Source organism: Thioclava sp. (assembly GCF_048263065.1).
Classification (GTDB): domain Bacteria; phylum Pseudomonadota; class Alphaproteobacteria; order Rhodobacterales; family Rhodobacteraceae; genus Thioclava.
Window position 1 is genome coordinate 44433 of record NZ_JBLXEM010000004.1, and the last position, 25764, is coordinate 70196.

24 protein-coding genes are annotated in these 25764 nt (G+C 59.0%); 13 read left to right on the forward strand and 11 right to left on the reverse strand.

Annotated features, from left to right (window positions below; genetic code table 11):
• Nucleotides 1-76: 76 nt before the first annotated feature.
• The 10 genes from fabG to cysE all read left to right on the forward strand — a co-directional run bounded on the left by fabG (nucleotide 77) and on the right by cysE (nucleotide 9683).
• Complete coding sequence (fabG, locus tag ACN0SD_RS07365) at nucleotides 77-814, forward strand: 3-oxoacyl-[acyl-carrier-protein] reductase (RefSeq protein WP_417807582.1); 738 nt, start codon at nucleotides 77-79, stop codon at nucleotides 812-814.
• Between the two features lie 249 nt (nucleotides 815-1063).
• Complete coding sequence (locus ACN0SD_RS07370) at nucleotides 1064-1297, forward strand: acyl carrier protein (protein WP_038061267.1); 234 nt, start codon at nucleotides 1064-1066, stop codon at nucleotides 1295-1297.
• 204 nt (nucleotides 1298-1501) lie between these two features.
• Complete coding sequence (locus ACN0SD_RS07375; protein WP_417807583.1) at nucleotides 1502-2662, forward strand: GGDEF domain-containing protein; 1161 nt, start codon at nucleotides 1502-1504, stop codon at nucleotides 2660-2662.
• Nucleotides 2650-2898 carry a hypothetical protein gene (locus ACN0SD_RS07380; protein WP_417807584.1) on the forward strand — a complete coding sequence of 83 codons (249 nt, stop codon included), beginning with the start codon at nucleotides 2650-2652 and terminating at the stop codon, nucleotides 2896-2898. Before ACN0SD_RS07375 ends, ACN0SD_RS07380 begins: the two co-directional genes overlap by 13 nt.
• A 282-nt stretch (nucleotides 2899-3180) precedes the next feature.
• Complete coding sequence (gene fabF, locus ACN0SD_RS07385) at nucleotides 3181-4446, forward strand: beta-ketoacyl-ACP synthase II (protein ID WP_417807585.1); 1266 nt, start codon at nucleotides 3181-3183, stop codon at nucleotides 4444-4446.
• Nucleotides 4446-5612, forward strand: a complete 1167-nt coding sequence (mltG, locus tag ACN0SD_RS07390) for an endolytic transglycosylase MltG (RefSeq protein ID WP_417807816.1) — start codon at nucleotides 4446-4448, stop codon at nucleotides 5610-5612. Before fabF ends, mltG begins: the two co-directional genes overlap by 1 nt.
• 199 nt (nucleotides 5613-5811) lie before the next feature.
• A complete protein-coding gene (locus ACN0SD_RS07395) occupies nucleotides 5812-6141 on the forward strand; it encodes a hypothetical protein (RefSeq protein WP_417807586.1) in 330 nt (109 codons plus the stop codon).
• Nucleotides 6071-8527 carry a baseplate megatron protein TIM-barrel domain-containing protein gene (locus tag ACN0SD_RS07400; protein ID WP_417807587.1) on the forward strand — a complete coding sequence of 819 codons (2457 nt, stop codon included), beginning with the start codon at nucleotides 6071-6073 and terminating at the stop codon, nucleotides 8525-8527. The genes ACN0SD_RS07395 and ACN0SD_RS07400 overlap by 71 nt, the downstream gene beginning before the upstream one ends.
• Before the next feature lie 3 nt (nucleotides 8528-8530).
• Nucleotides 8531-8938: a hypothetical protein gene (locus tag ACN0SD_RS07405; protein ID WP_417807588.1), complete on the forward strand. Its 408-nt coding sequence runs from the start codon at nucleotides 8531-8533 to the stop codon at nucleotides 8936-8938.
• Nucleotides 8877-9683, forward strand: coding sequence for a serine O-acetyltransferase (gene cysE / locus ACN0SD_RS07410; protein WP_417807589.1), 807 nt, complete (start codon nucleotides 8877-8879; stop codon nucleotides 9681-9683). Before ACN0SD_RS07405 ends, cysE begins: the two co-directional genes overlap by 62 nt.
• A gap of 73 nt (nucleotides 9684-9756) precedes the next feature.
• Here the strand turns inward: cysE and ACN0SD_RS07415 are convergent, their stop codons facing one another.
• The 7 genes from ACN0SD_RS07415 to pyrC form a co-directional block, all read right to left on the reverse strand.
• Nucleotides 9757-11055, reverse strand: coding sequence for a pyruvate dehydrogenase complex dihydrolipoamide acetyltransferase (locus ACN0SD_RS07415; RefSeq protein ID WP_417807590.1), 1299 nt, complete (start codon nucleotides 11053-11055; stop codon nucleotides 9757-9759).
• 12 nt (nucleotides 11056-11067) lie between these two features.
• Complete coding sequence (locus ACN0SD_RS07420; protein ID WP_417807591.1) at nucleotides 11068-12438, reverse strand: pyruvate dehydrogenase complex E1 component subunit beta; 1371 nt, start codon at nucleotides 12436-12438, stop codon at nucleotides 11068-11070.
• Nucleotides 12439-12450: 12 nt separating this feature from the next.
• Complete coding sequence (gene pdhA / locus ACN0SD_RS07425; RefSeq protein WP_417807592.1) at nucleotides 12451-13476, reverse strand: pyruvate dehydrogenase (acetyl-transferring) E1 component subunit alpha; 1026 nt, start codon at nucleotides 13474-13476, stop codon at nucleotides 12451-12453.
• Between the two features lie 164 nt (nucleotides 13477-13640).
• Nucleotides 13641-13940 (reverse strand): FtsB family cell division protein, encoded by a 300-nt coding sequence (locus tag ACN0SD_RS07430; protein WP_038130888.1) that lies wholly within the window; start codon nucleotides 13938-13940, stop codon nucleotides 13641-13643.
• Between the two features lie 159 nt (nucleotides 13941-14099).
• Nucleotides 14100-15596, reverse strand: coding sequence for a replicative DNA helicase (locus ACN0SD_RS07435; RefSeq protein WP_417807593.1), 1497 nt, complete (start codon nucleotides 15594-15596; stop codon nucleotides 14100-14102).
• Between the two features lie 232 nt (nucleotides 15597-15828).
• On the reverse strand, nucleotides 15829-16506 hold the full coding sequence (locus ACN0SD_RS07440) for an orotate phosphoribosyltransferase (RefSeq protein ID WP_417807594.1): 678 nt from the start codon (nucleotides 16504-16506) through the stop codon (nucleotides 15829-15831).
• A gap of 108 nt (nucleotides 16507-16614) precedes the next feature.
• Nucleotides 16615-17655: a dihydroorotase gene (gene pyrC, locus ACN0SD_RS07445; protein WP_417807595.1), complete on the reverse strand. Its 1041-nt coding sequence runs from the start codon at nucleotides 17653-17655 to the stop codon at nucleotides 16615-16617.
• Between the two features lie 204 nt (nucleotides 17656-17859).
• Between pyrC and ACN0SD_RS07450 the strand changes: the two genes are divergently transcribed.
• Both ACN0SD_RS07450 and ACN0SD_RS07455 read left to right on the forward strand, forming a co-directional pair.
• Nucleotides 17860-18075, forward strand: coding sequence for a hypothetical protein (locus ACN0SD_RS07450; protein WP_417807597.1), 216 nt, complete (start codon nucleotides 17860-17862; stop codon nucleotides 18073-18075).
• A gap of 74 nt (nucleotides 18076-18149) precedes the next feature.
• Nucleotides 18150-18491, forward strand: coding sequence for a hypothetical protein (locus ACN0SD_RS07455; protein ID WP_417807598.1), 342 nt, complete (start codon nucleotides 18150-18152; stop codon nucleotides 18489-18491).
• Nucleotides 18492-18500: 9 nt separating this feature from the next.
• On the opposite strand, the gene ACN0SD_RS07460 is transcribed toward ACN0SD_RS07455, so the two are convergent.
• The 3 genes from ACN0SD_RS07460 to ACN0SD_RS07470 form a co-directional block, all read right to left on the reverse strand.
• Nucleotides 18501-19466: a phosphoadenosine phosphosulfate reductase gene (locus ACN0SD_RS07460; RefSeq protein ID WP_417807599.1), complete on the reverse strand. Its 966-nt coding sequence runs from the start codon at nucleotides 19464-19466 to the stop codon at nucleotides 18501-18503.
• A gap of 124 nt (nucleotides 19467-19590) precedes the next feature.
• Entirely contained in the window at nucleotides 19591-20664 is a 1074-nt protein-coding gene (locus ACN0SD_RS07465) for a glycosyltransferase family 2 protein (protein ID WP_417807817.1), read from the reverse strand.
• Between the two features lie 183 nt (nucleotides 20665-20847).
• Complete coding sequence (locus ACN0SD_RS07470) at nucleotides 20848-23163, reverse strand: glycosyltransferase family 2 protein (protein ID WP_417807600.1); 2316 nt, start codon at nucleotides 23161-23163, stop codon at nucleotides 20848-20850.
• Nucleotides 23164-23809: 646 nt separating this feature from the next.
• On the opposite strand from ACN0SD_RS07470, the gene ACN0SD_RS07475 reads away from it, so the two are divergent.
• Nucleotides 23810-25033: a Hint domain-containing protein gene (locus ACN0SD_RS07475; RefSeq protein WP_417807601.1), complete on the forward strand. Its 1224-nt coding sequence runs from the start codon at nucleotides 23810-23812 to the stop codon at nucleotides 25031-25033.
• 101 nt (nucleotides 25034-25134) lie between these two features.
• Here ACN0SD_RS07475 and infC read toward each other — a convergent pair whose 3' ends face one another.
• Entirely contained in the window at nucleotides 25135-25677 is a 543-nt protein-coding gene (infC, locus tag ACN0SD_RS07480; protein ID WP_417807818.1) for a translation initiation factor IF-3, read from the reverse strand.
• Between the last annotated feature and the right edge of the window lie 87 nt (nucleotides 25678-25764).

Genomic DNA, 25764 nt, shown 5'->3' on the forward strand with positions numbered 1-25764 from the left:
CGCGCCGGGGGATCTTCCCCCGGACCCCCAAGAGTATTTTCGGCCAGATGAAAGCGGGATGAAGAAAGGGTTGTAGATGTTTAATCTTAAAGGGAAATGTGCGCTTGTGACTGGGGCTTCCGGGGGTATCGGGGCCGAGATTGCGCGCGCTTTGCATGCCGGTGGTGCGGTGGTGGCACTGTCGGGCACGCGGGTGGAGCCGCTAGATGCTTTGGCGGCGGAGTTGGGTGAGGGCGCGCATGTGTGCCCGGCCAATCTGAGTGATCCGGAGTCGGTTGAGGCGCTGCCGAAAGCGGCGATTGCAGCGATGGGCAGCTTGGATATTCTGGTTAACAACGCCGGCATCACGCGCGACGGGCTGAGTATGCGGATGTCGGATGACGACTGGCAATCGGTGATTGATGTGAACCTGACGGCGGCGTTTCGCTTGATGCGCGGATCACTGCGCACGATGATGAAGGCGCGCTGGGGCCGCATCATCAATATCACCTCGATCGTGGGGCAGACCGGCAATCCGGGGCAGGTGAACTATGCCGCCGCCAAGGCGGGGCTTGTGGGCGCGTCAAAGTCGATGGCGCAAGAGGTGGCAAGCCGTGGTGTGACGGTGAATTGCGTGGCGCCGGGCTTTATTGCGACGGCGATGACAGAGAAGCTGAGCGAGGATCAAAAGGGCGCTTTGATGGGGCAAATTCCGGTGGGCCGGATGGGAACACCGCAGGAAATCGCGGCCGCCGTGCGCTATCTCGCAAGCCCTGAGGCGGGCTATGTCACGGGGGCTGTGCTGCATGTGAATGGCGGTATGTCGATGATCTAAGTGTTGCGCGCTAACATTGGCGCGCCCTCAGGGTAATTGCAGCTTGCGACGGGGCTAAAAACGGCTTGCCTTGAGCAACACCAATCGGTATGAGCGCAGCAGACGGGCTTGGCGCATGTTGCGCGGGGCCTGCTTGCGGCCTCGTGATCCGTCGGGGCGGATGAGACGCTTGATTGAGCATAGGCTGGGTTGAGCATAGACTGTGTTAAGCATAGACTGGGCGTAGGCCCTCGAATTTGAGGAATTGACATGAGCGACATCGCAGATCGCGTGAAGAAGATCGTCGTGGAACATCTCGGCGTGGAAGAAGACAAGGTCACCGAGAGCGCTTCGTTCATCGACGACCTGGGCGCTGACAGCCTTGACACCGTTGAGCTGGTCATGGCGTTCGAAGAAGAGTTCGGCATCGAGATCCCCGATGACGCTGCTGAGAACATTCAAACTGTTGGCGATGCAGTGAAATTCATCACGGAAGCCGCGTAACGCGCTTTTGGCGATAGAGTATTGTGAACGGCGCTCCGGCTTGGGGCGCCGTTTTGCATTTGCGGTAAGCAGATTTGATTATTTTGACTGATTTCCCGGTTTACAGGCTGGTTCTTAAGCCTTTGTTTAGTAAATCTTTCTACTTTGGCGGAAGCCTTCGCGCGGTGGGATGATTGCCATCGCCTTGTTGCTAGGAGCCAAAATTTGACAGTCTATCGTCTTTCCCAAATTCTGGTGCGCCCTTTGGCTTGGCTGGCGGCGGCGATCGCGCTTTGGCCGTTGGTTGGGCATTATTTGCACTCGGACCGGATGTTTGGTGTTTTTGCCGACAGCTATAAAACACATGAAATGACATCCGTCTTGGTGCTGCTTTTGTGGGGGGCGGTGGTGACGCGGCGGCGCGATTTGCGCGTCGCAAGCGCGTTGGCGGGGCTGTGTCTGGCCATTGTGATGGCGCGTTTCGTGCCGCAATTCGGGCCCGGTTTTGGAGTGGGCGGGGCTTACATGATGGGGTGGAACACGGCGTTGGTGCTGGGCATGATTGCGGCTGGCTTTCTGATTAGCGAGGCGCGGTTTCATTCTTTGGGTGCGCTGTTGTGCTTTCTGGCGCTGGGATTAACCGTGATTTTGCTGATTGCGGGGATCTGGCAGCAGCAAGAAATACTGGGGCAAATCTCTTTGACGACGGGGGTGATGACGATTGCGCTGGCGACCTCGATCGCCGCAATTCATGCCAATCGCGGCGTGATGCGGGTGCTTCTTGGTCCTTATGCGTCGGGGCGAAATGCGCGCATGCAGCTATTCCTCGGGATCTTGACGCCGCTTTTTCTGGGCGGGCTTTTCATGCGGGTGCCTAATTGGTTGGAGGGCCAAAGCGAGGTCTTTTTACTGGTCGCGGCGCTGACGGGCTTTAATATCGCGTTGATCGTGGTGACGGCGGTTTTGATGGAGTGCGCCGATCACAAGCGCCGTCAATTGGAGCGTAAGATGTCTGATCTGGCGCTGCGCGATGGGCTTACGAAGGTGTTCAACCGGGTGATGCTGGAGCGCCGTTTTGTGCGCGCGGTCGCGCAGGCGGAGCATGGCAACGCGACGTTTTCGCTGTTGATGATCGATCTGGATCGTTTCAAGGCGATCAACGATCTGGGCGGGCATGAACTGGGCGATCGTGTGTTGCATCATGTTGCGCAGGCGTTGCGGCTGGAAATGCGCTGGGAAGACACTTTGGCGCGCGTCGGCGGTGAGGAGTTTGCGGTTATTTTACCCGGCGCCGATCTGATCGAGAGCTATGAGGTTGCCAAGCGGCTGCGACCTGTATCGAAGATGTGCACGTCGCGCGCGATGATGGCTCTGTGCAGCGCGTGACGGCCTCTATTGGGGTGGCGCAATGGCTTGTCGGGGCGAGTATGCAGCAGATTTATGCGCGCACGGATGGCGCGTTGTATGAGGCGAAGAAATTGGGGCGTAACCGCGTTTTGTTGGCGAAAGGGCAGGGCTTTGGTGAGCGGATCGAGACTTTGATGGAGCCTGTGATTGAAGCCCAGTTTCGGTCGGCTGAGAGACCTGACTGCGTGGCCGAGCGGCGTCGAGTCGTGGCCTAGCGTGAATTGAGCGGTGTAACGGGGAAGGTGGGTTGCGCCGTTGCTACAAGCACTCAGTGCGCGCGCTGTGCGTATTCTGCGCGGGCTCGGGATGGCGCGCGCGGAGTTTTCTGGCATTTGTGAGAGAGTGGCGGCGCGCCTCCGGATGGGCTTTGTCACAATGCGGGTGGCGGAGACTTGCGCGCCGCAGCCTAAGGGGAGGCGCGTTTCGTCTGGATGATTGCGCCGCGCGGGCCTCGCGTGTATCAGAACTTTCGAGAGTTTTCAGCGAAAGAGGTCGGGATGCGCCGGGTTGTTGTCACAGGTTTAGGAATGGTTACGCCGCTGGCATGCGGGGTCGAGGAGACCTGGTCGCGTCTGATTGCGGGCCAATCGGGGGCCGGGCCGATCTCGCGCTTTGATGCGTCGGGCGTGGTAACAAAATATGCTTGCGAGATTCCGGTGGGCGATGGCAGCGATGGCACGTTTAACCCTGATGACTGGATGGAGCCCAAAGAGCGCCGCAAGGTTGATGATTTCATTCTATACGGGATGGCCGCGGCAACGCAGGCGGTGCGCGATTCAGGCTGGGCGCCTGCGGATGAGGAAAGCCGTTGCCGCACCGGTGTGATGATTGGCTCGGGCATCGGTGGCCTGAGCACAATTGCCGATACGGCCGTCTTGTTGAAGGAGCGCGGGGCGCGTCGTGTCAGCCCGTTTTTTATTCCCGGCTCGCTGATCAATCTGGTGTCGGGGCAGGTCTCGATCAGGTTTGGCTTTAAGGGGCCAAACCACGCGGTTGTGACGGCGTGTTCAACAGGAGCGCATGCGATTGGCGATGCGGCACGTTTGATCATGCTGGGCGATGCCGATGTGATGGTCGCGGGCGGTGCTGAAAGCCCGGTGTCCGAGATCGGGATTGCCGGGTTTAACGCCTGCAAGGCGCTGTCGACCAAGCGAGGCAACGATCCGCAGGCGGCGAGCCGTCCGTGGGATGCGGATCGCGACGGGTTCGTGATGGGTGAGGGCGCGGGCTGTGTTGTGCTTGAGGAATACGAGCATGCCAAGGCACGCGGCGCGAAGATTTACGCCGAGGTTTTGGGCTATGGTCTATCTGGCGATGCTTATCACATCACCGCGCCTGCCGAAGATGGCGATGGCGGATTCCGTGCGATGAAGGCGGCCTTGGAGCGCGCCGGTATTGCGCCCGCGCAGGTCGATTATATCAACGCGCATGGCACCTCGACGATGGCGGACACGATTGAGTTGGGCGCGGTCGAGCGGATGCTGGGCGAAGACGGCGTCAAGAACGCCACGATGAGTTCGACGAAATCCTCAATCGGTCATTTGCTGGGCGCGGCAGGTGCGGTGGAGGCGATCTTCTGTGTGCTTGCAATCCGCGATCAGGTGGCGCCTCCGACGTTGAATTTGGATAACCCACCGGAAGGATCGAGTTTGGATCTGGCACCGAAGGTTGCGGTGAAACGAAAGATCGACGTGGCTTTGTCGAACAGTTTCGGCTTTGGCGGGACCAATGCAAGCCTCGTGCTGGGCAAGGTGCAAGGATGATGTGGCGCAATATCGTCTCGAATTTCCTGACGCTCGCGATTGTTTTCATGATCGCCTTGGCGGGGTTGGTAGCTTGGGCAAAGCGGCAATATGTCGAGCCGGGCCCGCTGGCCCAGGCGATGTGTTTGCGCGTCGCGCCGGGGGCGAATATCCGCGGGGTTTCGAGCGATCTTGAGGCTGGTGGGGCGATCCGCTCGGCTTATATTTTCCGCACTGGTGCGCAGTATCAGGACAAGGCGAGCCAGCTTAAGTTCGGCTCGTATCTGATCGCGCCGCATTCTACGATGCAGGGGATTGTCGATCAGATTACGGCGGGCGGGCCCTCGACATGCGGGACCGAGTTGGTGTTTCGCATCGGCGTGAGTGGCAATGAAGTCTTGCTGCGCGAGTTGGATCCAGCGACGGGGGATTACCAGAAGGTCGCCGAGTATAACCCCGAAACGGAGAAACCGCCGGAGGGGTTCGAGAGCAAGGCCGAGGCGGCCGATGTGCGCACCCGTGTGACGGTGGTTGACGGGGTGACGAGCTGGCAGATCGTGCAAGGTCTGCGCGAGGCACCGTTCCTGAGTGGTGATATCGCCGAGGTGCCTGCCGAAGGTGCGTTGGCGCCTGATAGCTATGAGGTGAAGCGCGGTGCGGATCGTCAGGCGCTGGTGAACCAGATGGAGGCACGGCAGGCGAAAATCTTGGCGAATGCCTGGGCGGGGCGCGCGGATGGGCTGCCCTATGCGAACCCGGAACAGGCGTTGACGATGGCCTCGATTGTCGAGAAGGAAACGGGTGTTCCTTCCGAGCGTGCGCAGGTTGCGAGTGTGTTTGTGAATCGGCTTGAGAAGGGGATGAAGCTGCAAACGGACCCGACTGTGATTTACGGGGTGACGGGCGGCAAGGGGATGTTGGGGCGTGGTTTGCGCCAGTCTGAGCTGCGCAAGGCGACCCCATACAACACCTATGTTATTGACGGTCTGCCACCCGGGCCGATTGCGAATCCTGGGCGGGCAGCGATAGAGGCGGCTTTGCATCCTGATTCGACCAAATACCTGTTCTTTGTGGCCGATGGGTCGGGTGGACATGCGTTTGCAACCACAATCGCCGAGCATAACAAGAACGTTGCGGACTGGCGCGCGCTTGAGAAAAAGGCGAAAGAAGGCGGTTCAGATAACTGATTTCATTACAAAAACCCGGTTCATTCCGGGTTTTTGTTTGACTTCGTTGTGCAACCTAAGATTTAGTTATTGACTTTGCGAACGCCCTAAAGTAGATATTGTACATGCTAGGAGAAGTGGGCAAGCGCCGCGGGGAAACCCGACGGCGTTTTTTCATGTCTCTCGAACGGACCAACTTTGAAGGGTGGGTTCGGACTTCATGAATAAGGAAACTGTGGGTGGGGGCGGTGCTTCGGTCGATCTTCTTGATCTGACGGAGGCGCTCTACAGGGATGTGGCCGAGGAGCTGGCATCGGCGTTGCACGGGGTGCGGCGCGGTGAGGTTTCAGAGGCGAAAGCGGCGGTGTTGGCAGTCAAAGATCTGCGCACCGCTTTTCAATTGGTGATGGAGGAGAGAGCGCGTGTCGAGAAACTCCGCAAACAGCTTGCCGGGGTCGCAACCGGCCGAGAGGGCGCGCTTGATTTCGACAGCGCCCGCGCTGAAATCGGGCGCCGCTTGGCTCGCCTGCGCGACGCAGACGGACGTTGATGCGTTCCTCGAAGGGCTGGATGGCAATGCTCTTCTGGCCTTGCCGTGGATATTCGAATTTTGGGCGCTGCCCCATCAGCTGCCCCCCAGTGGTGCCTGGAAATCCTGGGTCATCATGGGCGGGCGCGGTGCGGGCAAGACGCGGGCCGGGGCCGAGTGGGTGCGTTCCATCGTGGAAGGTGCAAAACCGCTCGACCCCGGTCAGGCGCAGCGTGTGGCGCTGGTAGGCGAGACGTTTGATCAGGTGCGAGAGGTGATGATCTTTGGCGAAAGCGGGATATTGGCATGCTCGCCCCCGGATCGCCGCCCAGTCTGGGAGGCCGGGCGCAAGCGGCTGGTTTGGCCCAACGGGGCGATTGCGCAGGCGTTTTCGGCATTCGAGCCAGAGTCGCTGCGTGGGCCGCAATTCGATGCCGCTTGGGTAGATGAAATGGGCTGTGCGGCGGTCGATAAGGGCACCAACCAACCCAACAAATTTCTTGATCCCAAAAGCTCCGAAAGTTCGCTGCCCCATTATTCCGATGGGCGGCGCGATGACTTTCTCCAGATGCAATATTTGCGCGCTATGGTGAGCTATTGGGGAGAAAGTGCTCGCAACCCGGTGTCCGAGGTTTACGGCGGTACGATGGTCGATATGGCGCGCGCGCATGTCTGGGCGTGGGATACGCGGCCCTATCCGCAATTTCCAGCGCTGGGCGAGGTTTGGTCGGATGGCGACAACTATGCGCGTGGCCACTGGATTTCAGGGCGCGCGACTGCGCAGCCCTTGTCCAATGTGATCAGCGAGATCTGCGCGGCGGCGGGGCTGAACGATATTGATACGAGTGCTGTTTACGGGGTGGTGCGTGGTTACCGTGTTGAGGGCGCGATCAGCCCGCGCGGTGCATTGCAATCGCTCAGCCTTGCCTATGGGTTCGATGCGCTGGAGCGTGATGGAACTTTGGTGTTTCGGATGCGCGATGCGAGTGTGGATGAAGTTTTGCATCTGCCCGAGTTGGCGCTGGATGAGGATTCCCAAAGCCTTGAGACGCGCAGAGCGAGCGAGGCGGAAATGGCGGGTCGGGTGCGGCTGTCTTATGTCGAGGCAGATGGCAGCTTCGAGAGCCGCGCCGTTGAGGCAGTGTTTCCCGACGAGACCTCAAGCGCTGCCTCGTCGGGTGAAGTGCCCCTTGCGCTGACGCGCGCAGAAGGAATGCGCATTGCGCAGCGCTGGCTGTCAGAGGCACGGGTGGCGCGCGATACTGCGCGATTAGTGTTGCCGCCGTCGCTTGGGTGGCTTGGGCCGGGCGATGTTGTGACGCTGGAGGATGATGAGGCCGCGCGGCGCTATCGGATTGATCGGATCGAACGCGGTGATGCCATTTCCGTTGACGCGGTGCGCGTGGAGCCCGGCATATACGAGCCCTCCGATGAGGCGGAAGAGCAGATCACCATCAAGCCCTTTGCGGTGCCCGTTCCGGTGACGCCAGTATTTTTGGATCTGCCATTGTTGAATGGTGATGAAGACCCTTACTCGCCGCATTTAGCGGTTACGGCCAGTCCGTGGCCGGGAGCTGTGGCCGTCTATGATGCAGCTGAAGATGCAGGCTATGCGCGTAACACTACGATTGACCGGCGCTCGGTGATTGGACAGACGCAAAATGCGCTAAATGCTGCGCAAACGGGGTTGTGGGACAGAGGCACGGCGCTGCGTGTCAAACTGGCTTGGGGGACGCTGTCGAGTGTAAGTGAAGAGGCGGTGCTTGGCGGCGCCAACGCGATGGCTATTGGCGATGGCAGTTCGGATAATTGGGAGATCTTTCAGTTTTGCGAGGCAACTCCGGTAGAATCCGGAATATATGATCTGAGTTTGCGGCTAAGGGGGCAGTTGGGCAGCAACGGTTTGATGTCGCAGGTCTGGCCCAAGGGATCCGTTGTCGTCCTGTTAACGGGGGGCGTAGATCAGATTTTGTTACCGTCAAGCCTGCGCAATCTGGCGCGTCATTACCGCATCGGGTCGGCGTCGCGAGCTTATGATGACGCCTCTTACGTTCACACCGTTCAGGCATTTTCGGGGATCGGGCTGCGTCCCTATTCGCCGTGCCATCTTGAAGCTAAGGTGAGCGCAAACGGATGGGATATCCGCTGGATTCGGCGGACCCGGATCGGGGGTGATGACTGGTCGGGCTATGATGTCCCCCTAGGCGAGGCGAGTGAGCGCTACCTCGTGCGGGTCATGGAGGGCGCGCAGATTCGGCGTGAACTGGAGGTCAGCGGACCGCAGTGGAGCTATACGCAGGCGCAGAAATCAGCAGATGGGATTGTAGCCGGTTTCGAGGTCGCCGTTGCGCAAATATCCGACATTTACGGGCCGGGGTTGTTCGCGCAGGTCTCGGTGTCAGGCTAGGCGATGAGACCCGTTCTGGATGGCGATCTGATCGCCTTGGCGCGCGTCGTGATGACGTGGCCTTCCGCGCAACGGGGCGCGCGCTTGGCTGAGGCGATATCACAGGTTGAGGAGGCTGACGCACATCGGGAGCGCGAAGGGCGCGCGCACCCGAAATGGGGAAACGGGTCGCTGATGTCATGGGCGCTGGGGTATCCTGCCGGATCTCGAGATGCGGGAAACCCCGAGTATTTACGCGCGCTTGCGGCGGTGTGTACGGCCTTGATTGCGCTGAAAATCGCACGCGCCCCTTCCTCTACCGGGCCGGCAGCCTATGTGATAGGCTCAAGTGCGACAAAGGGAGTGCCCGATGACGAAACATATGGCGAAAGTGGCTGCGGTAGATCCGGTCTGGACGCGGATTTGCGATGAGGCACGTGCGGCGGTGCGTGATGAGCCACTTTTAGGGGCGCTGATTCACGCCGGGCTTTTGCATCATCCAACGCTTGAGCGGGCTTTGGCGTATCGGTTTTCGATGAAGCTGGCCTCGGGCGAGATGAGCGAGCAGATTTTGCGTGAAATTGCCGATGAAGCCTATGGCTCGGAACCCGATTTGGGGCAGGCGGCACGCGCGGATTTGGTGGCTGTGCATGAGCGCGATCCGGCGTGCCATCGTTTGCTACAGCCGCTTCTGTTTTTCAAAGGGTTTCAAGCACTTCAAGCCTATCGCGTCGCGCATTGGCTGTTCGTTCAAGGGCGTCGCGACATGGCGTATTTCGTGCAGATGCGCACGTCGGAACTGTTCGGTGTTGATATTCATCCCGGCGCGCGTATCGGGCGCGGGGTTATGATGGATCACGCCCATTCGATCGTGATTGGCGAGACGGCGGTTGTGGGTGACAATGTTTCGATGCTGCATTCGGTGACGCTGGGCGGAACGGGCAAAGAGGACGAGGACCGTCATCCCAAGATCGGCAATGGCGTGCTGATCGGGGCTGGTGCGAAGGTACTTGGAAATATCAAGGTGGGCGACAATTCCCGCATTGCTGCCGGATCGGTCGTTTTGATGGACATTCCGTGCTGCAAGACTGTCGCAGGCGTTCCGGCAAAAATCGTTGGCGACGCGGGCTGTGATCGTCCAGCGTCCGAAATGGATCAATTGCTGCACAATAGATGATCATGAGAATCGTCTCATATGAAAACGCCGGGCATTATACGCCCGGCGTTTTCGTCGTTTTTGGGTTGGCTGATCAGGCCAGCATCAACATCGGACTTTCCAAGTTTTCGCAGATTGCCTGAAGCAGTTCTGCCCCAAGCGCGCCGTCGATCACCCGGTGGTCGACCGAGAGAGTCATTGACATGACCGTGGCTACCTCGATTTCGCCTGCGCCATTTACAACCGGAGTTTTGATTCCCGCCCCAACTGCCAGAATTGCACCGTGAGGAGGGTTGATGACCGCGTCGAAATTCTCGATGCCCATCATCCCAAGGTTCGAAATAGCAAAGCTACCGCCCTGATATTCGTGGGGCGCCAATTTGCGATCACGTGCGCGTTTGGCGAGGTCTTTCATCTCGGCAGATAGCGCAGAAAGCGATTTGTTTTCCGCGTCTTGCAGGACTGGTGTGAATAATCCACCGTCAATCGCGACAGCCACCGCAACATCAGACGCCTTCATCTGAAGCACCCGATCCCCGGCCCAAACAGCGTTTGCAGTCGGCACCGCTTGTAGCGCAAGCGCACATGCTTTGATGATGAAATCATTGACAGAAAGCTTAACGCCACGGCCCGAAAGCTGTGCGTTCAACTCACCGCGGAACTTCATCAGCGCATCGAGCTTCACCGAGCGGCGCAGATAGAAATGCGGGATCGTTTGCTTGGCTTCGGTCAGACGCGCGGCAATTGTTTTGCGCATCCCGTTCAGCTCGATTTCTTCGTATTCGCGCCCCTCGTACATCTTGGCGATGGCTGAAGCAGAAGCTTGCTGCGCAGCAGGGGCACTGGTCGCCGCCTGAGCCGTGGGCACGGCCGATTTGGCACCTGCTTTTGCGGCCTCAACATCGGCTTTCACGATGCGGCCTTTCGGGCCTGACCCCGACAGTGTCGCTAGATCCACACCTTTATCCGCCGCGATGCGCCGCGCCAGAGGAGAGGCAAAAATACGTTTCCCATCCGTGCTTTGCGGGGCTGCGGGGGCAGGGGCGGCGCTTGCCGTTTCCGCCTTGGGCGCAGCTTCGGCCTTGGGAGCGTCTTTTGCAGGTGCCGACGTAGCCGGGGCCGCCGCCGCATCCGCAGCCGAGGCATCCTCGCCCTCTTCCAGCATCACAGCAATCGGGTCATTGACCTTCACGCCAGAAGTGCCATCGGCCACAAGGATTTTGCCGATCACGCCTTCTTCCACGGCTTCGAATTCCATCGTCGCCTTGTCGGTTTCGATCTCGGCTAGAATGTCGCCAGAGGAGACCGTGTCGCCCTCCTTCACGAGCCATTTCGCGAGCGTGCCTTCCTCCATCGTGGGCGACAGGGCGGGCATCAAAATCTGCGTAGCCATAACTCTGTCTCCTTACCGGTAGGTTACTTTTTTGACCGCCTCAACCACCTCATCGGGGGTGATCAGGGCAAGTCGTTCAAGGTTGGCCGCATAGGGCATCGGCACGTCTTTGCCGGTGCAGTTGATCACCGGCGCGTCGAGATAATCAAACGCACGTTCCATGATCACCGCAGACAGGTGATTGCCCATCGAGGCGACGGGGAAACCCTCTTCGACGGTCACGCAGCGGTTGGTTTTCATCACCGAGGCCAGCACCGTATCATAGTCGATCGGGCGCAGGGTGCGCAGGTCGATTACCTCGGCCTCGATCCCATCTTTGGCAAGTTTTTCAGCGGCTTCCAAGGCGTGGCTCACCCCGATACTCCAGCTTACGATGGTCACATCAGAGCCTTTGCGCCAGATCTTGGCCTTGCCGAAGGGGATGGTGAAATCCTCAATATCCGGCACTTCGAACGAGCGACCATAAAGGATTTCGTTTTCAAGGAAGATCACCGGGTTCGGGTCACGAATGGCCGATTTCAACAGCCCCTTGGCATCGGCTGCCGAATAGGGCTGCACCACTTTCAGGCCCGGAATTTGCGCATACCACGCACCGTAATCCTGAGAGTGCTGCGCGCCCACGCGCGCCGCAGCGCCATTGGGGCCGCGAAACACCATCGGTGCGCCCATCTGGCCGCCCGACATATACAGCGTCTTGGCGGCAGAGTTGATGATATGGTCAATCGCCTGCATCGCAAAATTGAAGGTCATGAACTCGACAATCGGACGCAAGCCGCCAAAGGCCGCACCCACGCCCAGACCGGCAAAGCCGTGTTCGGTGATCGGCGTATCAATCACGCGTTTCGCGCCGAACTCATCCAGCAAACCTTGGCTGATCTTGTAGGCGCCCTGATATTCGGCCACTTCTTCGCCCATCAGAAAGACGTTCTCGTCGCGCCGCATCTCTTCGGCCATCGCATCGCGCAACGCTTCGCGCACGGTCTGCGTTTTCATCGGCGTGCCTTCGGGCCAGTCGGGGCTGGTATCGGGGCGGGGCACATCGGCGGGCTCTTCGGCTGCTTTCGCTTGTGCGGGCACCGAGGCCGGGGCCTCGGCTGCTGCTTTCGGTGCTTCGGCTTCATCTGCCGCCGAGGCATCCTCGCCCTCGTCGAGCATCACCGCGATCGGATCATTGACCTTCACGCCAGAGGTGCCTTCCGCGACCAAAATCTTGCCAAGCACGCCCTCATCCACGGCCTCGAATTCCATCGTGGCCTTGTCGGTCTCGATCTCGGCCAAGATGTCGCCGGACGAAACAGTATCGCCCTCTTTCTTAAGCCATTTTGCAAGCGTGCCTTCCTCCATCGTCGGAGACAGCGCGGGCATCAAAATCTTCGTTGCCATTGTCGGTCCCCCTCAGGCGTTTTGCGGCGCCGCATCGGCGTAAATATCGGTCCAAAGTTCCTCAAGCGCAGGCTCGGGGCTTTCTTTGGCGAATTCGGCGGATTCATTCACGACCAGCTTGATCTCTTTGTCGATCGCCTTGAGATCTTCCTCGGTGGCATGTTTTCCCGTCAGCAAAAGCTGGCGCACATGCTCAATCGCGTCGCGTTCTTCGCGGATTTTCTGCACTTCTTCGCGGGTGCGATATTTCGCAGGGTCTGACATCGAGTGGCCACGATAGCGATAGGTCTTGATCTCAAGAATATACGGGCCTTTGCCCGCGCGGCAATGCGCCACGGCCTTTTCGCCCGCCGCTTTCACTGCCAGTACATCCATGCCGTCCACTTCCTCGCCCGAAATGCCATAGGCGATGCCGCGCTCGTAGAAGTCGGGCGATTTGGTGGCACGCTGAACGCTGGTGCCCATCGCATATTGGTTATTCTCGATCACGAACACGACCGGCAAATCCCAAAGCTGCGCCATGTTATAGGTCTCGGCCACCTGGCCCTGATTTGCCGCGCCATCGCCGAAATAGGCGAAGGTGACGTTATCATTACCCTTATACTTGTCGCTAAAGGCAAGCCCCGCGCCAATCGGCACCTGTGCTCCGACGATGCCGTGACCGCCGTAGAAATGCTTCTCTTTGCTAAACATGTGCATCGAGCCGCCCTTGCCCTTGGAATAGCCATCCGCACGCCCGGTCAACTCGGCCATCACGCCCTTGGGGTCCATCCCGCAGGCCAGCATATGACCGTGATCGCGATATGAGGTGACGCGCTTGTCACCCTCTTTCGCCGCAGCCTCTAGGCCAACAACCACAGCTTCTTGACCGATATAAAGGTGGCAAAACCCACCAATCAGCCCCATGCCATAAAGCTGTCCGGCCTTTTCTTCAAAGCGCCGGATCAACAGCATGTCGCGGTAATATTGGGTAAGTTCTTCGGCAGAGACATTCGCGCCAGCTTTGGCGGAACTCGCCGATCCTTTCCGTGCAGCCATGGCGGCACCTCCCTTGATCGAGATAGTTCAACGTTAAACCATTCATACATCAGCCCAAACATGATGGCAATGACCCCACGACAAGGCAAGGGTAGAACGACATTCACATTTCAACTAGGGCAGGTAGCGCGCGTGCACAGGGGCTGCGGCGCGAGAATCCAAAATCAGCGGATCACGATCTCGTCGCCGCGCATCTCGCCCAAAACGTCACGGGCCTGCTGATCCAGCAGATCAAGATCAAGATAATCATCAGACAAACGATGGGTGAGATTCGCCATCTGATCGACGCGCGCGCGCAACGCATCACGCTCGGCGCGCTTGGCGTCAATTTCGGATTCAATCTGGGTGCGCTGTAAAATGCCATACCGGCCCTGCACCGCAGCAAAGGCGAAATACGCACCCAAAACCACCGCAATGGTAAAGAAAAGAAGCGGCCCAACCGTGGGGCGTGTCATTGCCATCATACTGCCTCGTCTTAACCGTGCCGCCTGTCCCAAGGCGCGCGCGACCTCTGTGGGTCGTTAACTGGAATCATGACACAGCTGATTCGCCAAGGGAATCCCCTAAGCGCGTAAATCTCAAGAAAACATGCTCCGCGGCGTAAATGCCGCGCGTCCTTTCGATTAAAAGCTGTCCTCGCCATCGCCTTGATATTGCCGGGCAAGGTTGCCAAAGCGGGTGAACTGGCTTTCAAACGACAGATCGACCGTGCCAATCGGCCCGTGGCGTTGCTTGCCCAAGATGACCTCGGCTTTGCCATGAACGCGCTCGGCTTTTTGCAGCCATTCGGCGAATTTCGGGTCGTCTTCCTGCGGCTTGAGGCGTTCGTGATAATATTCGTCGCGGTAAACGAACATCACCACATCGGCGTCTTGCTCAATCGAGCCGGATTCGCGCAGGTCACTGAGTTGTGGGCGCTTATCTTCGCGGCTTTCGACCGTCCGGCTCAGCTGGGACAGCGCGATCACCGGGATATGCAGCTCTTTTGCGATCGCCTTAAGACCCATCGAAATTTCGCCGATCTCTTGCACGCGGTTGTCGCCCCGTCCGGTGCCACGCAGCAGTTGCAGATAGTCCACGATCACCACATCCAGCCCCGAAGTGCGTTTAAGTCGGCGACAGCGCGCAGCCACCTGCCCAATCGGCAGCGCGGGCGTGTCATCGACGTAAAGCGGGCAGGTTTCGAGCGACTTGGCTGCTTCGACGAAGCGGCGAAATTCGCCCTCGGACATGTCGCCGCGCCGGATGCGTTCCGAGGGCACTTCCGAGGCTTCAGACAAAATCCGCGCCGCCAGTTGCTCGGCGCTCATCTCAAGGCTGAAGAAGCCCACGACGCCGCCTTCAACCGCGCCGTCCTGCCCGTCATAGCGCCGCCCGCGTTTATAGGCTTTGGCGATGTTGAACGCGATGTTAGTGGCCAGCGAGGTCTTGCCCATCGAGGGCCGCCCCGCGAGAATCAGCAAATCCGACGGGTGCAAACCGCCCAGTTTCTTATCCAGATCAATCAATCCGGTGGACACGCCCGCCAGCCCGCCGTCGCGCTGATAGGCGGCATTGGCCGACTGCACGGCCTCGGTCACGGCCGACAGGAACGAGGTCCAACCCTTTTGCGCCTGACCTTCTTCGGCCAAGGTATATAGGCGCTGCTCGGCCTCGGATATCTGGATTTTCGGGTCGTCATCGTCAATCGTGGGGCGCGCGGCGCGTGACGCGATATCGCCGCCCAGTTCAATCAAGCCACGCCGCACCGCCATTTCATAGATCATCACCGCGTAATCGCGCGCCGCATGCGCCGAGATCGCAGCCCCCGCGATGCGCGCCAAATAGGCCGGGCCGCCGAGTTCCTTCAGCCCTTCGTCCTCCTCAAGATAGGCCTTGAGCGTGACCGGTGAGGCCAGCGCGTTCTTCTGGATCTTGGCGGTGGCGACCTCGTAGATGCGCTGATGCACTGGTTCGTAGAAATGCTCGGGCTTGATCACCGAGGCAATGCGGTCATAAATATCGTTATTGGTCAGGATCGCGCCCAGAAGCTGTTGTTCCGCCTCAATATTATGGGGGAGTGCGGGGGCGGCTTCGATACCGGGGGCGCCCTCTTCGGGTCGGTTGGTCTGATCGTTCATCTGCCTGCCTCCGGTTTGCGCTCGGGCCCTTCTAGCGGTGCCCGTAACAAATAGGTATCTGGATATCTTTGGGGATAACCGGGGCTAAGCGCGCCAGTTAACCGTATTTCCAGTGGTGCATTGGCGCGAGCCTACCACATCTTGTGGGCGATTGCGCGTTTAATAGATTCGGCGCGCAGATTATCCACAGCCCGCCCACAGGCTTACCCACAAGAAACTGGTGTGCCGGGGATCAACCCTTGCGCGCATCCTGCCATGCGCGCGGCGCGGTCAGAAACGCCTCGACCTCGTCTAGCGTGTCCTTGCTGAAACTGCCCTGCGCTTGCGCCTCCGCCAGAACGTCCCACCAGGTGCACAGGTGATGCAGCTCGACGCCATGCTCGCGCAGGCTTGGCACGGTCTCGGGGAAGATGCCGTAGTAGAATATAACCGCCGTATGCCCGCAGGTCGCGCCAGTCTCGCGGATTGCATCTACAAAGCTCAGCTTGGAGCCGCCATCGGTGGTCAGATCCTCGACCAATAGCACACGCTGTCCTTCACTCATGGCACCTTCAATGCGCGCGTTGCGCCCGTAGCCTTTGGGTTTCTTGCGCACATAGGTCATCGGCAGCGCCATACGTTCGGCCACCATCGCCGCGAACGGGATGCCCGCCGTCTCGCCACCCGCGATATTGTCAAACGCCTCAAACCCGGCATCGCGCATCACCGTCACGGTCAGAAAATCCATCAGAGTGCTACGAATGCGCGGAAACGAAATCAACTTGCGGCAATCGATATAGGTCGGCGAGGGCAGGCCGGAAGCGAGCGTGAAAGGTTCATCGGCGTTGAAATGCACCGCCTCGATTTCCAATAGCATCCGGGCGGTGAGGCGCGCAATTTCTTCGCGGGCGGGGTAGGTGCTGGGGATCATCGCTTAGTCCTTTTGCGCGTGTCTTTCATCTGGCTCTAAATACTCCCGCCGGAGGCATCTGCGGTCTCTGTGGGACGCTCCGCGGGGAGTATTTCGGGCTAGATGAAATCAGTCTTTTACTTGCCAATAAACCGGAAAGCCTGGATCGAAAAGGGTCACAGGGCCAGCACCGGTTTCGATTTTGGCGGGCCATGTCGTGGGCTGGTCGCTCTTTTGCAGGCTCAACGTCGTGGTGTTTACCGGCAGGCCATAAAAACGCGGGCCGTTTTCACTGGCAAAGGCGGTCAGCGCGTCCAGCCGACCCTCGGACTCAAAGATATGCGCCAGAAGCGGCATCGTGTTGGTTGCCGTGAAACACCCCGCGCAGCCGCAGGCGTTTTCCTTGGCCGGGTCGGCATGGGGCGCGCTATCGGTGCCAAGGAAGAAATGCGGGTTGCCCGAGGTCGCAGCCTCGACCAAAGCGCGGCGGTGATGTTCGCGCTTGGCGACCGGCAGGCAATAGTAATGCGGCTTGATTCCGCCCACGAGGATATGGTTGCGGTTGATGATCAGGTGATGGGTGGTGATCGTAGCCCCCATATCCGAGCCTTGGGCGGCGACATAATCAACACCGTCTTTCGTGGTCAGATGTTCCATCACCACGCGCAGACCGGGGGTTGCGCGCCGGATCGGGTCCAGCACGGTTTCGATAAACACGGCCTCGCGGTCAAAGATATCGACTTCCGCACGCGTGACCTCGCCATGGGTGCAGAGCGGCAAGCCGATCTCGGCCATCTTTTCGAGGACGGGGCGCACCTTATCGAAATCGCGCACGCCGGAATCGGAATTCGTCGTGGCCCCTGCGGGATAGAGTTTCACCGCTTTGATGAGCCCCGAAGCCGCGGCGGCAGCCACATCTGCGGGATCGGTATCTTCCGTGAGATAAAGCGTCATCAGCGGCTCGAACGCAGCCCCCTCGGGCAGGGCGGCCAAGATGCGCTCGCGGTAGGCGGCGGCATCGGCACCGCGCACTACCGGAGGCACCAGATTGGGCATGATGATGGCGCGGGCAAAATCGCGGGCGCTCTCGGGAACGATACCTTGCAGCATTGCGCCATCGCGCAGATGCAGGTGCCAATCGTCGGGGCGGGGGATCGTGAGTATGTTCATGCCCCAAGCCAATAGCGCGGGGCAGCGCGCAAATCCAGAGTTTCCGCGTCAAGCCATGCCATTCTTCAGGCGCGCGTATGCCGCACTGCAGCGTACGCATGACGGGGATGCAGGATTGTCGGTGGTCCGGGCAGCGAGGCTGACCTATTTTCATCATCAAGGGAGGAAGCAACCTGACACCCGTAAATCTTCAGGAGGTTTCCAATGGCTTTTATCACCACAAACGCGCGTGGCGAACACTCGATCTTGCGCAAACTGATCTCTGGCCTCGCCGAGGGCATCACCAACTATATGGAATACCATTCACGCCAGGACATCATCGCCCGTCTTGAGGCAAAATCAGATTCCGAACTGGCCGCGATGGGTATCACCCGTGACGGTATCGTGCAGCACGTCTTTCGCGACCGCTTTCATATCTGAACGGATCGGGCTTGCGTCAAACGCATGAGGTGCGCGATACTCCGGGTTTGAACGCCCAGTGATCGGAGGCTAACATGCCCGCCAAACCTGCGCCTGAAACGCTAACGGAATTGCGCGGCGATCTCGTTCTCGCCGCGCTTTGCGTGGGTCAGTTCCATGCCCCTTGCCAAGTCGAGACCGACAGGTTGTTGGTGCGCGCGGATGAAGCGTTGCTCAACGCGCTCGCAGCGTTGGATGTGCGCATGAAAGCGGTTGTTGAACCGTTCTCACCTGCGCCGTTTTTCGCGTCCGAAGAGGTTCTTCTGGCGCAGGCAGCAAAAAGCACGCGCCGCCGGGTGAGAACGCATATTTCGTCCCCCGACGCGGGTGATGAAGCGGATGATGATAGCGGGGATGTGCCTGCTTCTAACGCCTAAGCGCGCAGCTTAAAGCGCGCCGATCTGGATGGGGTCGGGGAGGGCGATCCCTTGTTCAGCCAATTCAGTCTCAAGCACAACTAATCGCGCGCGAAATCGTGGCCCGTTCAGCCTGCGTGCCACATTGCGACAGACAATTGCCTCAAGATAAGGGCGATTTTGCGCGTCCAACTGAGCGTTTATCTGGCGCAAAAAGCGCGGCAGGTTGCGCCGGGCACGATAAAGCTGCCAGAACCGCAACTCGCTCAACTCTCCCTGACAAGCGGCAATTAGAATGTCGTCAAGGATTGCCATACCGCGCAGCATCCATTCGACGTTTTCACCGATATTGCGACAAGCCAGTAGCGACACGCAGGGGCGCGCATATAGCGCCGCATGCATCGCATCAAGAGGCTGAAGCGGATCATAAATGACAAAGGCCTGCCCGACTCCTTCCAGCATTTCGGGCGCAAAACCGTAGCGATCGGTGAACGAGATGCGACGCATTTGACGAAACCGGTCGTCCCAACCCGTAACGGCAGGATCCAGCGTAGCTTGGGGATGCAGCGCTACCACCGTGGCGCCGGGGGCGGTTACTGAAAAGGCTGCGGCAGCATATCCGCATGGGCCCGCGCCGTAAAACACGACGCGATCGAAGTCTTCGAAAAACGCCTCATCTACGAGACGGTCGAAATAGGCAAAGACCGCCGGGTCGCGAAACCAACTGTCATGATCGCAGATCAGCGTCAGCGAGGAACACCCCGCCGCGCGCGCGATCTGATAGCCGCGCGGCAGTTGATCGCCGTCATCATCGGCACGAATCCCTGCGCGGGTCTCAAACGTCACCAGTAATGTCGGCGTGTCATCGTGAAAAAAAACGCTATGCGCGGCGCCCAGCGGTTCGAAATAGCCCGAGTCCTCGGCCATTTCTTCCAGGCGTGCTTTCCAATCGCTCTCGCTGAGAGTAGCCATCGTAATCTGCTTGTCCTTAAACATTCATCGATCCAATCGGAGAATATCTGTCCTCCGATCAAAGCCGCATTTGGGTTAATGTAACACTACCGCATTGGGGCGCAACCAAGGGAGTTAGGGGGAATTGTCGCGAATTGTTCTGGAATAGTTAGGAATAACCATCTTTCGCGACCTTTGTTTCGCGATTGGCCTCATTGGCGCGCAAACCTAATCTAACTATGCGCTGTGCTGCCATCGGCGATAGGGGGCGACTCGGCGGGGTCAGCAACAATCGGCCAAACAACGCGCGATACTCTTCTTCAAGCATCAACTGATCGAAACGATCTTTGCGCCATGCGACCGCCGCGCTATGCAGCGCCGCCAACTCTGGATCTGCCGTTAATTGTGTGCGCAATGCCACCGCCGCGCCATCATAACGCGCGATTGAACTGTCGGGCGTGGTGCAGAAATTGCGCTCAACCCAATAGGACATGTCAAAGGCACCGGCGGCGCGATTCGCGCGACCGCGATCGCATTTCACGATATAGCTTTCCATTGCGCCCAATGCGTAATGGTTGAGCTGAACCAACTCATAGGGATCGCTGCCAAGCGGCGTGAAAAGTTTCTGACGCTGATAAAGCACGGGCAACTTGCGCCCCGATCCATCGACCCACAGCGCAGATTTCAACCGCGCAGTGTCAGGCGCGCGCGGCCGATGCACTCCCAGCTTGCCGTATGTTCCATCATTGGCAAATAGCGTCTTGAACATCGCTGCGCGCCAAGGCCACAGCATGCCAACCGGCGCTGCACGGGTGAACTGCCGGGTGACCGGGATGTCCTCAAACGCAACCTTGCCGCAATTGCCAAATAACCGCCATGTCAACGCAATCGCCGTTGCGGGCGTGCAGGCCGAAATGAGCGCGCCCAGTGTGCCATTCCCCGTCTTGATCGTGACAAATTCATCGACATCGAGCACCGCAATCCAATCGGCTGCGGTCTTAAGCGGATGACGGTCCGCTTGCTTGAGCGCACTCCATTGCGGCCCTTGCTCCCACGGGCCGGGATTGGGTTGATGGGTTAACCAACCAAGTTGTTCCAGCCGGTCCAGCATTCGCGCTGTGCCATCCGAGCAATCATTTGAGAAGACAAGAAAATCTGTGAAACCCACGGCGCGATGATGGGCTAGCCATTCCAATAGGAAAGCCGCTTCGTTCTTAACGGATGTGATGGCTAGGGCGCGCATGGCGGCAAGATGCACGCCGCTTCACGCCCGTGCAAGCGAGAATGGGCGGGCGGGTTCGTTGCGGAGAAAAGTCGGATGCCTCCGGCGGGAGTATTTCGCGCTAGATGAAAGCCAAAACATCGAATTCATCTAGCAATAAATATTCCCCGCGGAGCGTCCCTCAGATTGTCTAAGGAGCAGGTGTCAATGCGTGGCCTCATCGGGCGGGGCCACGGTGAAGAAAAAATCGGGCGCAAGATCGCGCTCGTGGAGATCATCAGGGATCACTTGCGGACCAACATTAAACACCGCCGAGCCGAAATGCGTCAGCAGCGTTGAGAGTTTTTCAAAGCGCTGTGAGGTGAGCGTTGCGTAAAATTCCGCCTGATCGGGGCGCGCCATCAGCTCGGTGATTTTGGCGCGGTGGCAGGCAACGCTATGGGCGTGGGCGGCGGCGATTTCGGGATCGGCCATCATCCGGTCGAACTCAGCCTTGGCGGAGGGCAACATGCGCTGGATCGAGGTCTCGACCTGCGCATTGTGGTTCATGCGAAACCAGTAATTCAACCCTTGGTCACGATCGACGTGGTTCACCCGGCCCCGGTCGCGTTTGACCAGAAAACTTTCCGCCGAGCGCACCGCATAATGATTGAGCTGCACCCAGTCATAGCCATAGGTATCCAGCGTCGAGCGCCAGCCATTGCGAAACATCTCGCGTGGCATCGGCTTGCCCGATCCGTTCAGCCATTTCACCTGATCCCAGAGATCGGGCACAAGGCCCTTTGGGCGATGCACCCCCAGTTTCTTATACAGAGCAACGTTGCGAAATAGCGTCTTAAATCCCCAAGCCTGATGGGGTTTGCGCACCACTTCGGGGGCACAGCGGGTGAACTGTTCGGTGATGAAACGGTCCTCAAAATGATGCACGTCACCATTGCCAAACAGCCGCCATGTCAGCGAGATCATATTCGCCTCGCCCATCGCCTTATACAGCGCGGGCAGGGTGCCATCGCCGATCTTGATGTTGATGAACTCATCCACGTCCATGCAGATCGACCAGCCGGCATTCTGGATCACTGGCTCGTTTTCCGCCGCCGCCAGCGCCGCGTGCTGGGGCTTCATATCCTCCATCGTGCGGAACGGATTTTCGCGGTGCGCCACGATGCCTTTGCGTTCCAGCAGATCCAGCATCGTGTCGGTGCCATCGGTGCAATCATTTGTATAAATAAGGAAATCATCGACCCCGATCGCGCGATGATAGGCCAGCCATTCCAGAATAAACGGCCCCTCGTTTTTCATCGTGGTGATGATCGCGGTGCGCCCGGCATGGATCGCCTTTTTCGGCGCGGCCTTGACCTTAGAGACCGGCGGACGGATCGGTTTGAACCCCCAGACCTGTTCAGATAGCTCCAACAATTGGTCATCCTCGACCAGCGAGGTTTTGGGCACAAGTTCGGCAGCCGACACGCCCGGCACACGAATCGCCATCGCGCGCCAGAACCCATAGGTCAGCCCGGGATCGGGCTTGGCGTAGCTGACGCGCAGCAGCCGCCATGTGCTTTCAAGCCCCGCTTTGGCAGGCGCGCAGCCCCAGCGCGCAATGCCGCGGCGCGCATCAAACGGGCGGCAGATGTGATCGGGAAAGCGCTCGGGGTCGCCCGAGCGCACGCGCCACGGATAAATCCGTTGGCCCGCCAGCAAGATCACTCCGTTCTCGGCGGTCTGCGCGGCCTCAAACGCGGTGGGCATGGTGTGATCATGCGGGCGGAGCAGATCGGTCACGTCCAAAATCAGCACCGCCGCCGCCTTGGCAAAGAAACGCCATTTCGCGATTTCAAAAATCAGCGGCTGGCCCAGCGGCGCGCGCCAGATATCGGGGGCGGGGGGCTCCATCCGGTCTTTGCCCGGTGCGTCGGGGGCCAGAAAGACGTGCGATTCCGGGCCTTGATCGGGTTTGCCCAAAGGCAAGTCGCATTCCAGTACGACCACTGGCATATCCAGCTCGCGCAGATCAAGCCCCTGTTCTAGGGCCTGCGCAAACTCCGCCGCGCTGCCTGTCGGGCTGTTAGGTGGCGCGCGATTCAAGATCACCCCACCCGTTGCGCCGTGATGGTCGTGATGCCAGCTCAGCCAGTCCAGAACGGTTTCGACGCTTTCCTCAAGACGCTGGCCATAGAGGCAGTTGCGCCCCTCAAATAGGTCCCAGTCAGGGGCGGCGGGGATGACGGGCAGCAGCGTTTGCGCGCCATCCGTGTCCAGCAGCGCGATCTGCGTTGGGCCGGGGGGGGCGACCTCATGTACGCTCATCACAGCGCCCGCAACGCTGCGCGCCTCTATCAGACGAGCCGCGCCTGCGGGCGGTATTTGCGCGATTTGATTGGCGCTTGAGGGGCTGGCGAAAAAGGCGCGCAGGTGATGTTTGCCATCCTGCGTCCACCCCACCACATCCAGCAACGCGGGGGCCGACCCAGTCGCGCCCTGTGAGTGCATCTTTCGCCGGATCACGCGGTACTTGCCCATAAAACCCTCTTGCTCGTCTTTGTGCCGTCCTAACATGCGCACACGGGAACGCGAAGCCTGTGGAGATGTGTTTTGGCACGCGATCGCATGGAAAACAGTCGCGTGTTCGGGCAGGGCGGTGGCGAAAGAAAGGGATATTAGTGCTCGGAACAGGGCGCAGCCGCGAACTGCGACATTGCGCCGCGCTGAGGGCGGGAATTGCCCAGAGATTCCATATATTTGCAAGAAAACTGGGAGATTCTCACGCGTGCCTCACCTTGGCCTGTCAAAAACGTGACCCTCGGAACAGTTTGTCGCAGTTTCAAAGTCGAAGTTTTTGACCTAAATCAAACTCAGCACGAAGATACTCCCATATCAACAAGTGCATCGGGTCTTTGATCTCCCAATCGCGGCTTCGGCCAAGCGGACCCGATCAGAGGATTGGCGTTCTCCCTCGTCTTTCCCCTAAATGCGCCGCGGGTCTCCCTCCCGCGGCGCTTTATTTTTTCCCAAGACTTTTGATACGGGTGCTGCGTGATGCGCGGCTATCGAAGGGGAGTCTTAACGGACTAATAAATAATCGTCTCAAGTTTGCCCTATTTTTCTGTTACTCGCGTATAAGTGGAAACAGTGGCCGATTGACGCGCAGCTTTTGGGATTTTGAAATTTGGCAGATTCGTTGCTCAACGGGATCGTCATCAACGAGATTCTCGTGGACCCGAATGGTGCTCAGAATTTCGATACGGATGGCAATGGAACTGCCGAAGCAACTGATGAATATGTCGAGCTGTATAACAGTTCCGGCGATCCGATCGACATTTCGGGTTTGCAGCTATGGGATCAGGGCGTTGGCAATTGGTTCACCTTTCCCGCAGGCTCGATCTTGCAGCCGGGTGCGCATGCGCTGGTGATCACGGGCGTGCAACCCGGGGGCAGTCTGCCCACTGGCGGCGCGAATGATCTGGCTTTTGATGCGGGGCGGGGGACTGCGTTGATTAATAACGGGGGCGATAATGACACCGTCTATGACCCTAGCAACGATCAGTTCATCCAAGCGACTTTTAACGGCGATAGCCTTGATGACCCAACGCAAGGCACGGGGGGGTATTCTGGTTTTTCGACAACGGCTACGCGCGTCGGCTCGGGTGAAGATTTTGGCAATGATACCGATGGGTTATCTCTGCAACGCGATGGCGACGGGGCTGATACGTTTACCTCGGATACGCCTACGCCAGCGGCGACGAATATCTGTTTTGCCAACGGCACTTGGTTGGCCACGCCCCAAGGTGACAGGCCCATTTCGCAGCTTCGCGTGGGCGATCTGGTCCTGACATCCGATCACGGTGAGCAGCCAATAGCATGGCTGTTTGCCAAGACGTGGACGCCAGCTGAAATAGCAGCCTCGCCTAATCTGGCAGCGGTTTTGATTTGCAAGGGGGCGCTCGGCGTCGGGATGCCGTCACGCGATTTGCGACTGTCTCAACAGCACCGCGTTTTGGTGCAAGGGATTGTTGCGAAACGCATGTTTGGCACAGATCAGGTGTTGATCCCCGCGAAAGCGCTGCTGTCGCTGCCCGGTGTGATGCTGGATCAGCCCGACACAAACGTCACCTATTATCACATCATGCTAGAGCGCCATGAGGTTGTCTTTTCCAATGGCGTGCCAAGCGAAAGCCTGTTTCTGGGCGATCAGGCGCTGCATTCGATCCCCCAGCGCGCGCTGAATGAGATTTGCAAACTTCTCAATGTCTCGCGCAGGAACTTGGGCAAATCGCAGGGGCCGATTTCGCCCGCGCGCGCTTTTGCCAAGGGGAAACGCGCGGTCCGACTCGTTGAGCGTCACGCCAAAAACAATCGCGCTTTGGTTGAGCGCGCTGAGATGCGCGGCTAGGGGCACATGCGGCAAACCTGCGCCCGATAAGCGCCCGTGCAATGCAAAAGCCCTCCCACAAGGGGAGGGCTTTGTCATTTCAGCCAATCGACGCGCAAAATTTAGCGCGTCGAGCCGATCATCATCACCATCTGGCGGCCCTCAAGACGGGGCATCGATTCAACTTTTCCTAGATCACCCACGTCCTCGCGCACGCGGTTGAGCAGTTCCAGACCAAGGTTCTGGTGCGCCATCTCGCGGCCCCGGAAGCGCAGGGTCACCTTCACCTTGTCGCCATTTTCGAGGAACTTGATCACGTTGCGCATTTTCACTTCGTAATCATGCACATCGGTGCCGGGCCGGAACTTGACCTCTTTGATTTCAATGATGTGCTGCTTTTTGCGGGCTTCGGCTTCGCGCTTTTGCTGTTCATATTTGAACTTGCCGAAATCCATGATTTTACAGACCGGCGGGTCGGCATTGGGAGAGATCTCCACCAAGTCGAGACCGGCCTCTTCGGCCATGCTCATCGCTTCGCGCGGCGTGACGACGCCGACATTCTCGCCCTCCGCCCCGATCAGGCGAATTTCATTGGAACGAATACGGCCGTTGACGCGGGGTCCGGTGTCGCGGGTCGGCGGGGCGTTATGGGGTCTACGGGCTATGGTGGGAATCCTTCTGTAGCCAACATGATTTCAGGCGCAAAACATAGTCCCGCGCGCCTGGGCTTTCAACCGCAAAGCGTTGGGAAC

What these genes read in the sequence shown, in the direction of transcription:
- ACN0SD_RS07395 (WP_417807586.1), top strand. Translation starts at nt 5,812, where the DNA reads ATGAATAAGGAAACTGTGGGTGGGGGCGGTGCTTCGGTCGATCTTCTT.
- fabG (WP_417807582.1), top strand. Translation starts at nt 77, where the DNA reads ATGTTTAATCTTAAAGGGAAATGTGCGCTTGTGACTGGGGCTTCCGGG.
- ACN0SD_RS07470 (WP_417807600.1), bottom strand. Translation starts at nt 23,163, where the DNA reads ATGGGCAAGTACCGCGTGATCCGGCGAAAGATGCACTCACAGGGCGCG.
- pdhA (WP_417807592.1), bottom strand. Translation starts at nt 13,476, where the DNA reads ATGGCTGCACGGAAAGGATCGGCGAGTTCCGCCAAAGCTGGCGCGAAT.
- ACN0SD_RS07370 (WP_038061267.1), top strand. Translation starts at nt 1,064, where the DNA reads ATGAGCGACATCGCAGATCGCGTGAAGAAGATCGTCGTGGAACATCTC.
- ACN0SD_RS07430 (WP_038130888.1), bottom strand. Translation starts at nt 13,940, where the DNA reads ATGATGGCAATGACACGCCCCACGGTTGGGCCGCTTCTTTTCTTTACC.
- cysE (WP_417807589.1), top strand. Translation starts at nt 8,877, where the DNA reads ATGACGAAACATATGGCGAAAGTGGCTGCGGTAGATCCGGTCTGGACG.
- ACN0SD_RS07435 (WP_417807593.1), bottom strand. Translation starts at nt 15,596, where the DNA reads ATGAACGATCAGACCAACCGACCCGAAGAGGGCGCCCCCGGTATCGAA.
- ACN0SD_RS07420 (WP_417807591.1), bottom strand. Translation starts at nt 12,438, where the DNA reads ATGGCAACGAAGATTTTGATGCCCGCGCTGTCTCCGACGATGGAGGAA.
- ACN0SD_RS07450 (WP_417807597.1), top strand. Translation starts at nt 17,860, where the DNA reads ATGGCTTTTATCACCACAAACGCGCGTGGCGAACACTCGATCTTGCGC.
- ACN0SD_RS07440 (WP_417807594.1), bottom strand. Translation starts at nt 16,506, where the DNA reads ATGATCCCCAGCACCTACCCCGCCCGCGAAGAAATTGCGCGCCTCACC.
- fabF (WP_417807585.1), top strand. Translation starts at nt 3,181, where the DNA reads ATGCGCCGGGTTGTTGTCACAGGTTTAGGAATGGTTACGCCGCTGGCA.
- mltG (WP_417807816.1), top strand. Translation starts at nt 4,446, where the DNA reads ATGTGGCGCAATATCGTCTCGAATTTCCTGACGCTCGCGATTGTTTTC.
- pyrC (WP_417807595.1), bottom strand. Translation starts at nt 17,655, where the DNA reads ATGAACATACTCACGATCCCCCGCCCCGACGATTGGCACCTGCATCTG.
- ACN0SD_RS07460 (WP_417807599.1), bottom strand. Translation starts at nt 19,466, where the DNA reads ATGTTTAAGGACAAGCAGATTACGATGGCTACTCTCAGCGAGAGCGAT.
- ACN0SD_RS07405 (WP_417807588.1), top strand. Translation starts at nt 8,531, where the DNA reads ATGAGACCCGTTCTGGATGGCGATCTGATCGCCTTGGCGCGCGTCGTG.
- ACN0SD_RS07415 (WP_417807590.1), bottom strand. Translation starts at nt 11,055, where the DNA reads ATGGCTACGCAGATTTTGATGCCCGCCCTGTCGCCCACGATGGAGGAA.
- ACN0SD_RS07455 (WP_417807598.1), top strand. Translation starts at nt 18,150, where the DNA reads ATGCCCGCCAAACCTGCGCCTGAAACGCTAACGGAATTGCGCGGCGAT.
- ACN0SD_RS07465 (WP_417807817.1), bottom strand. Translation starts at nt 20,664, where the DNA reads ATGCGCGCCCTAGCCATCACATCCGTTAAGAACGAAGCGGCTTTCCTA.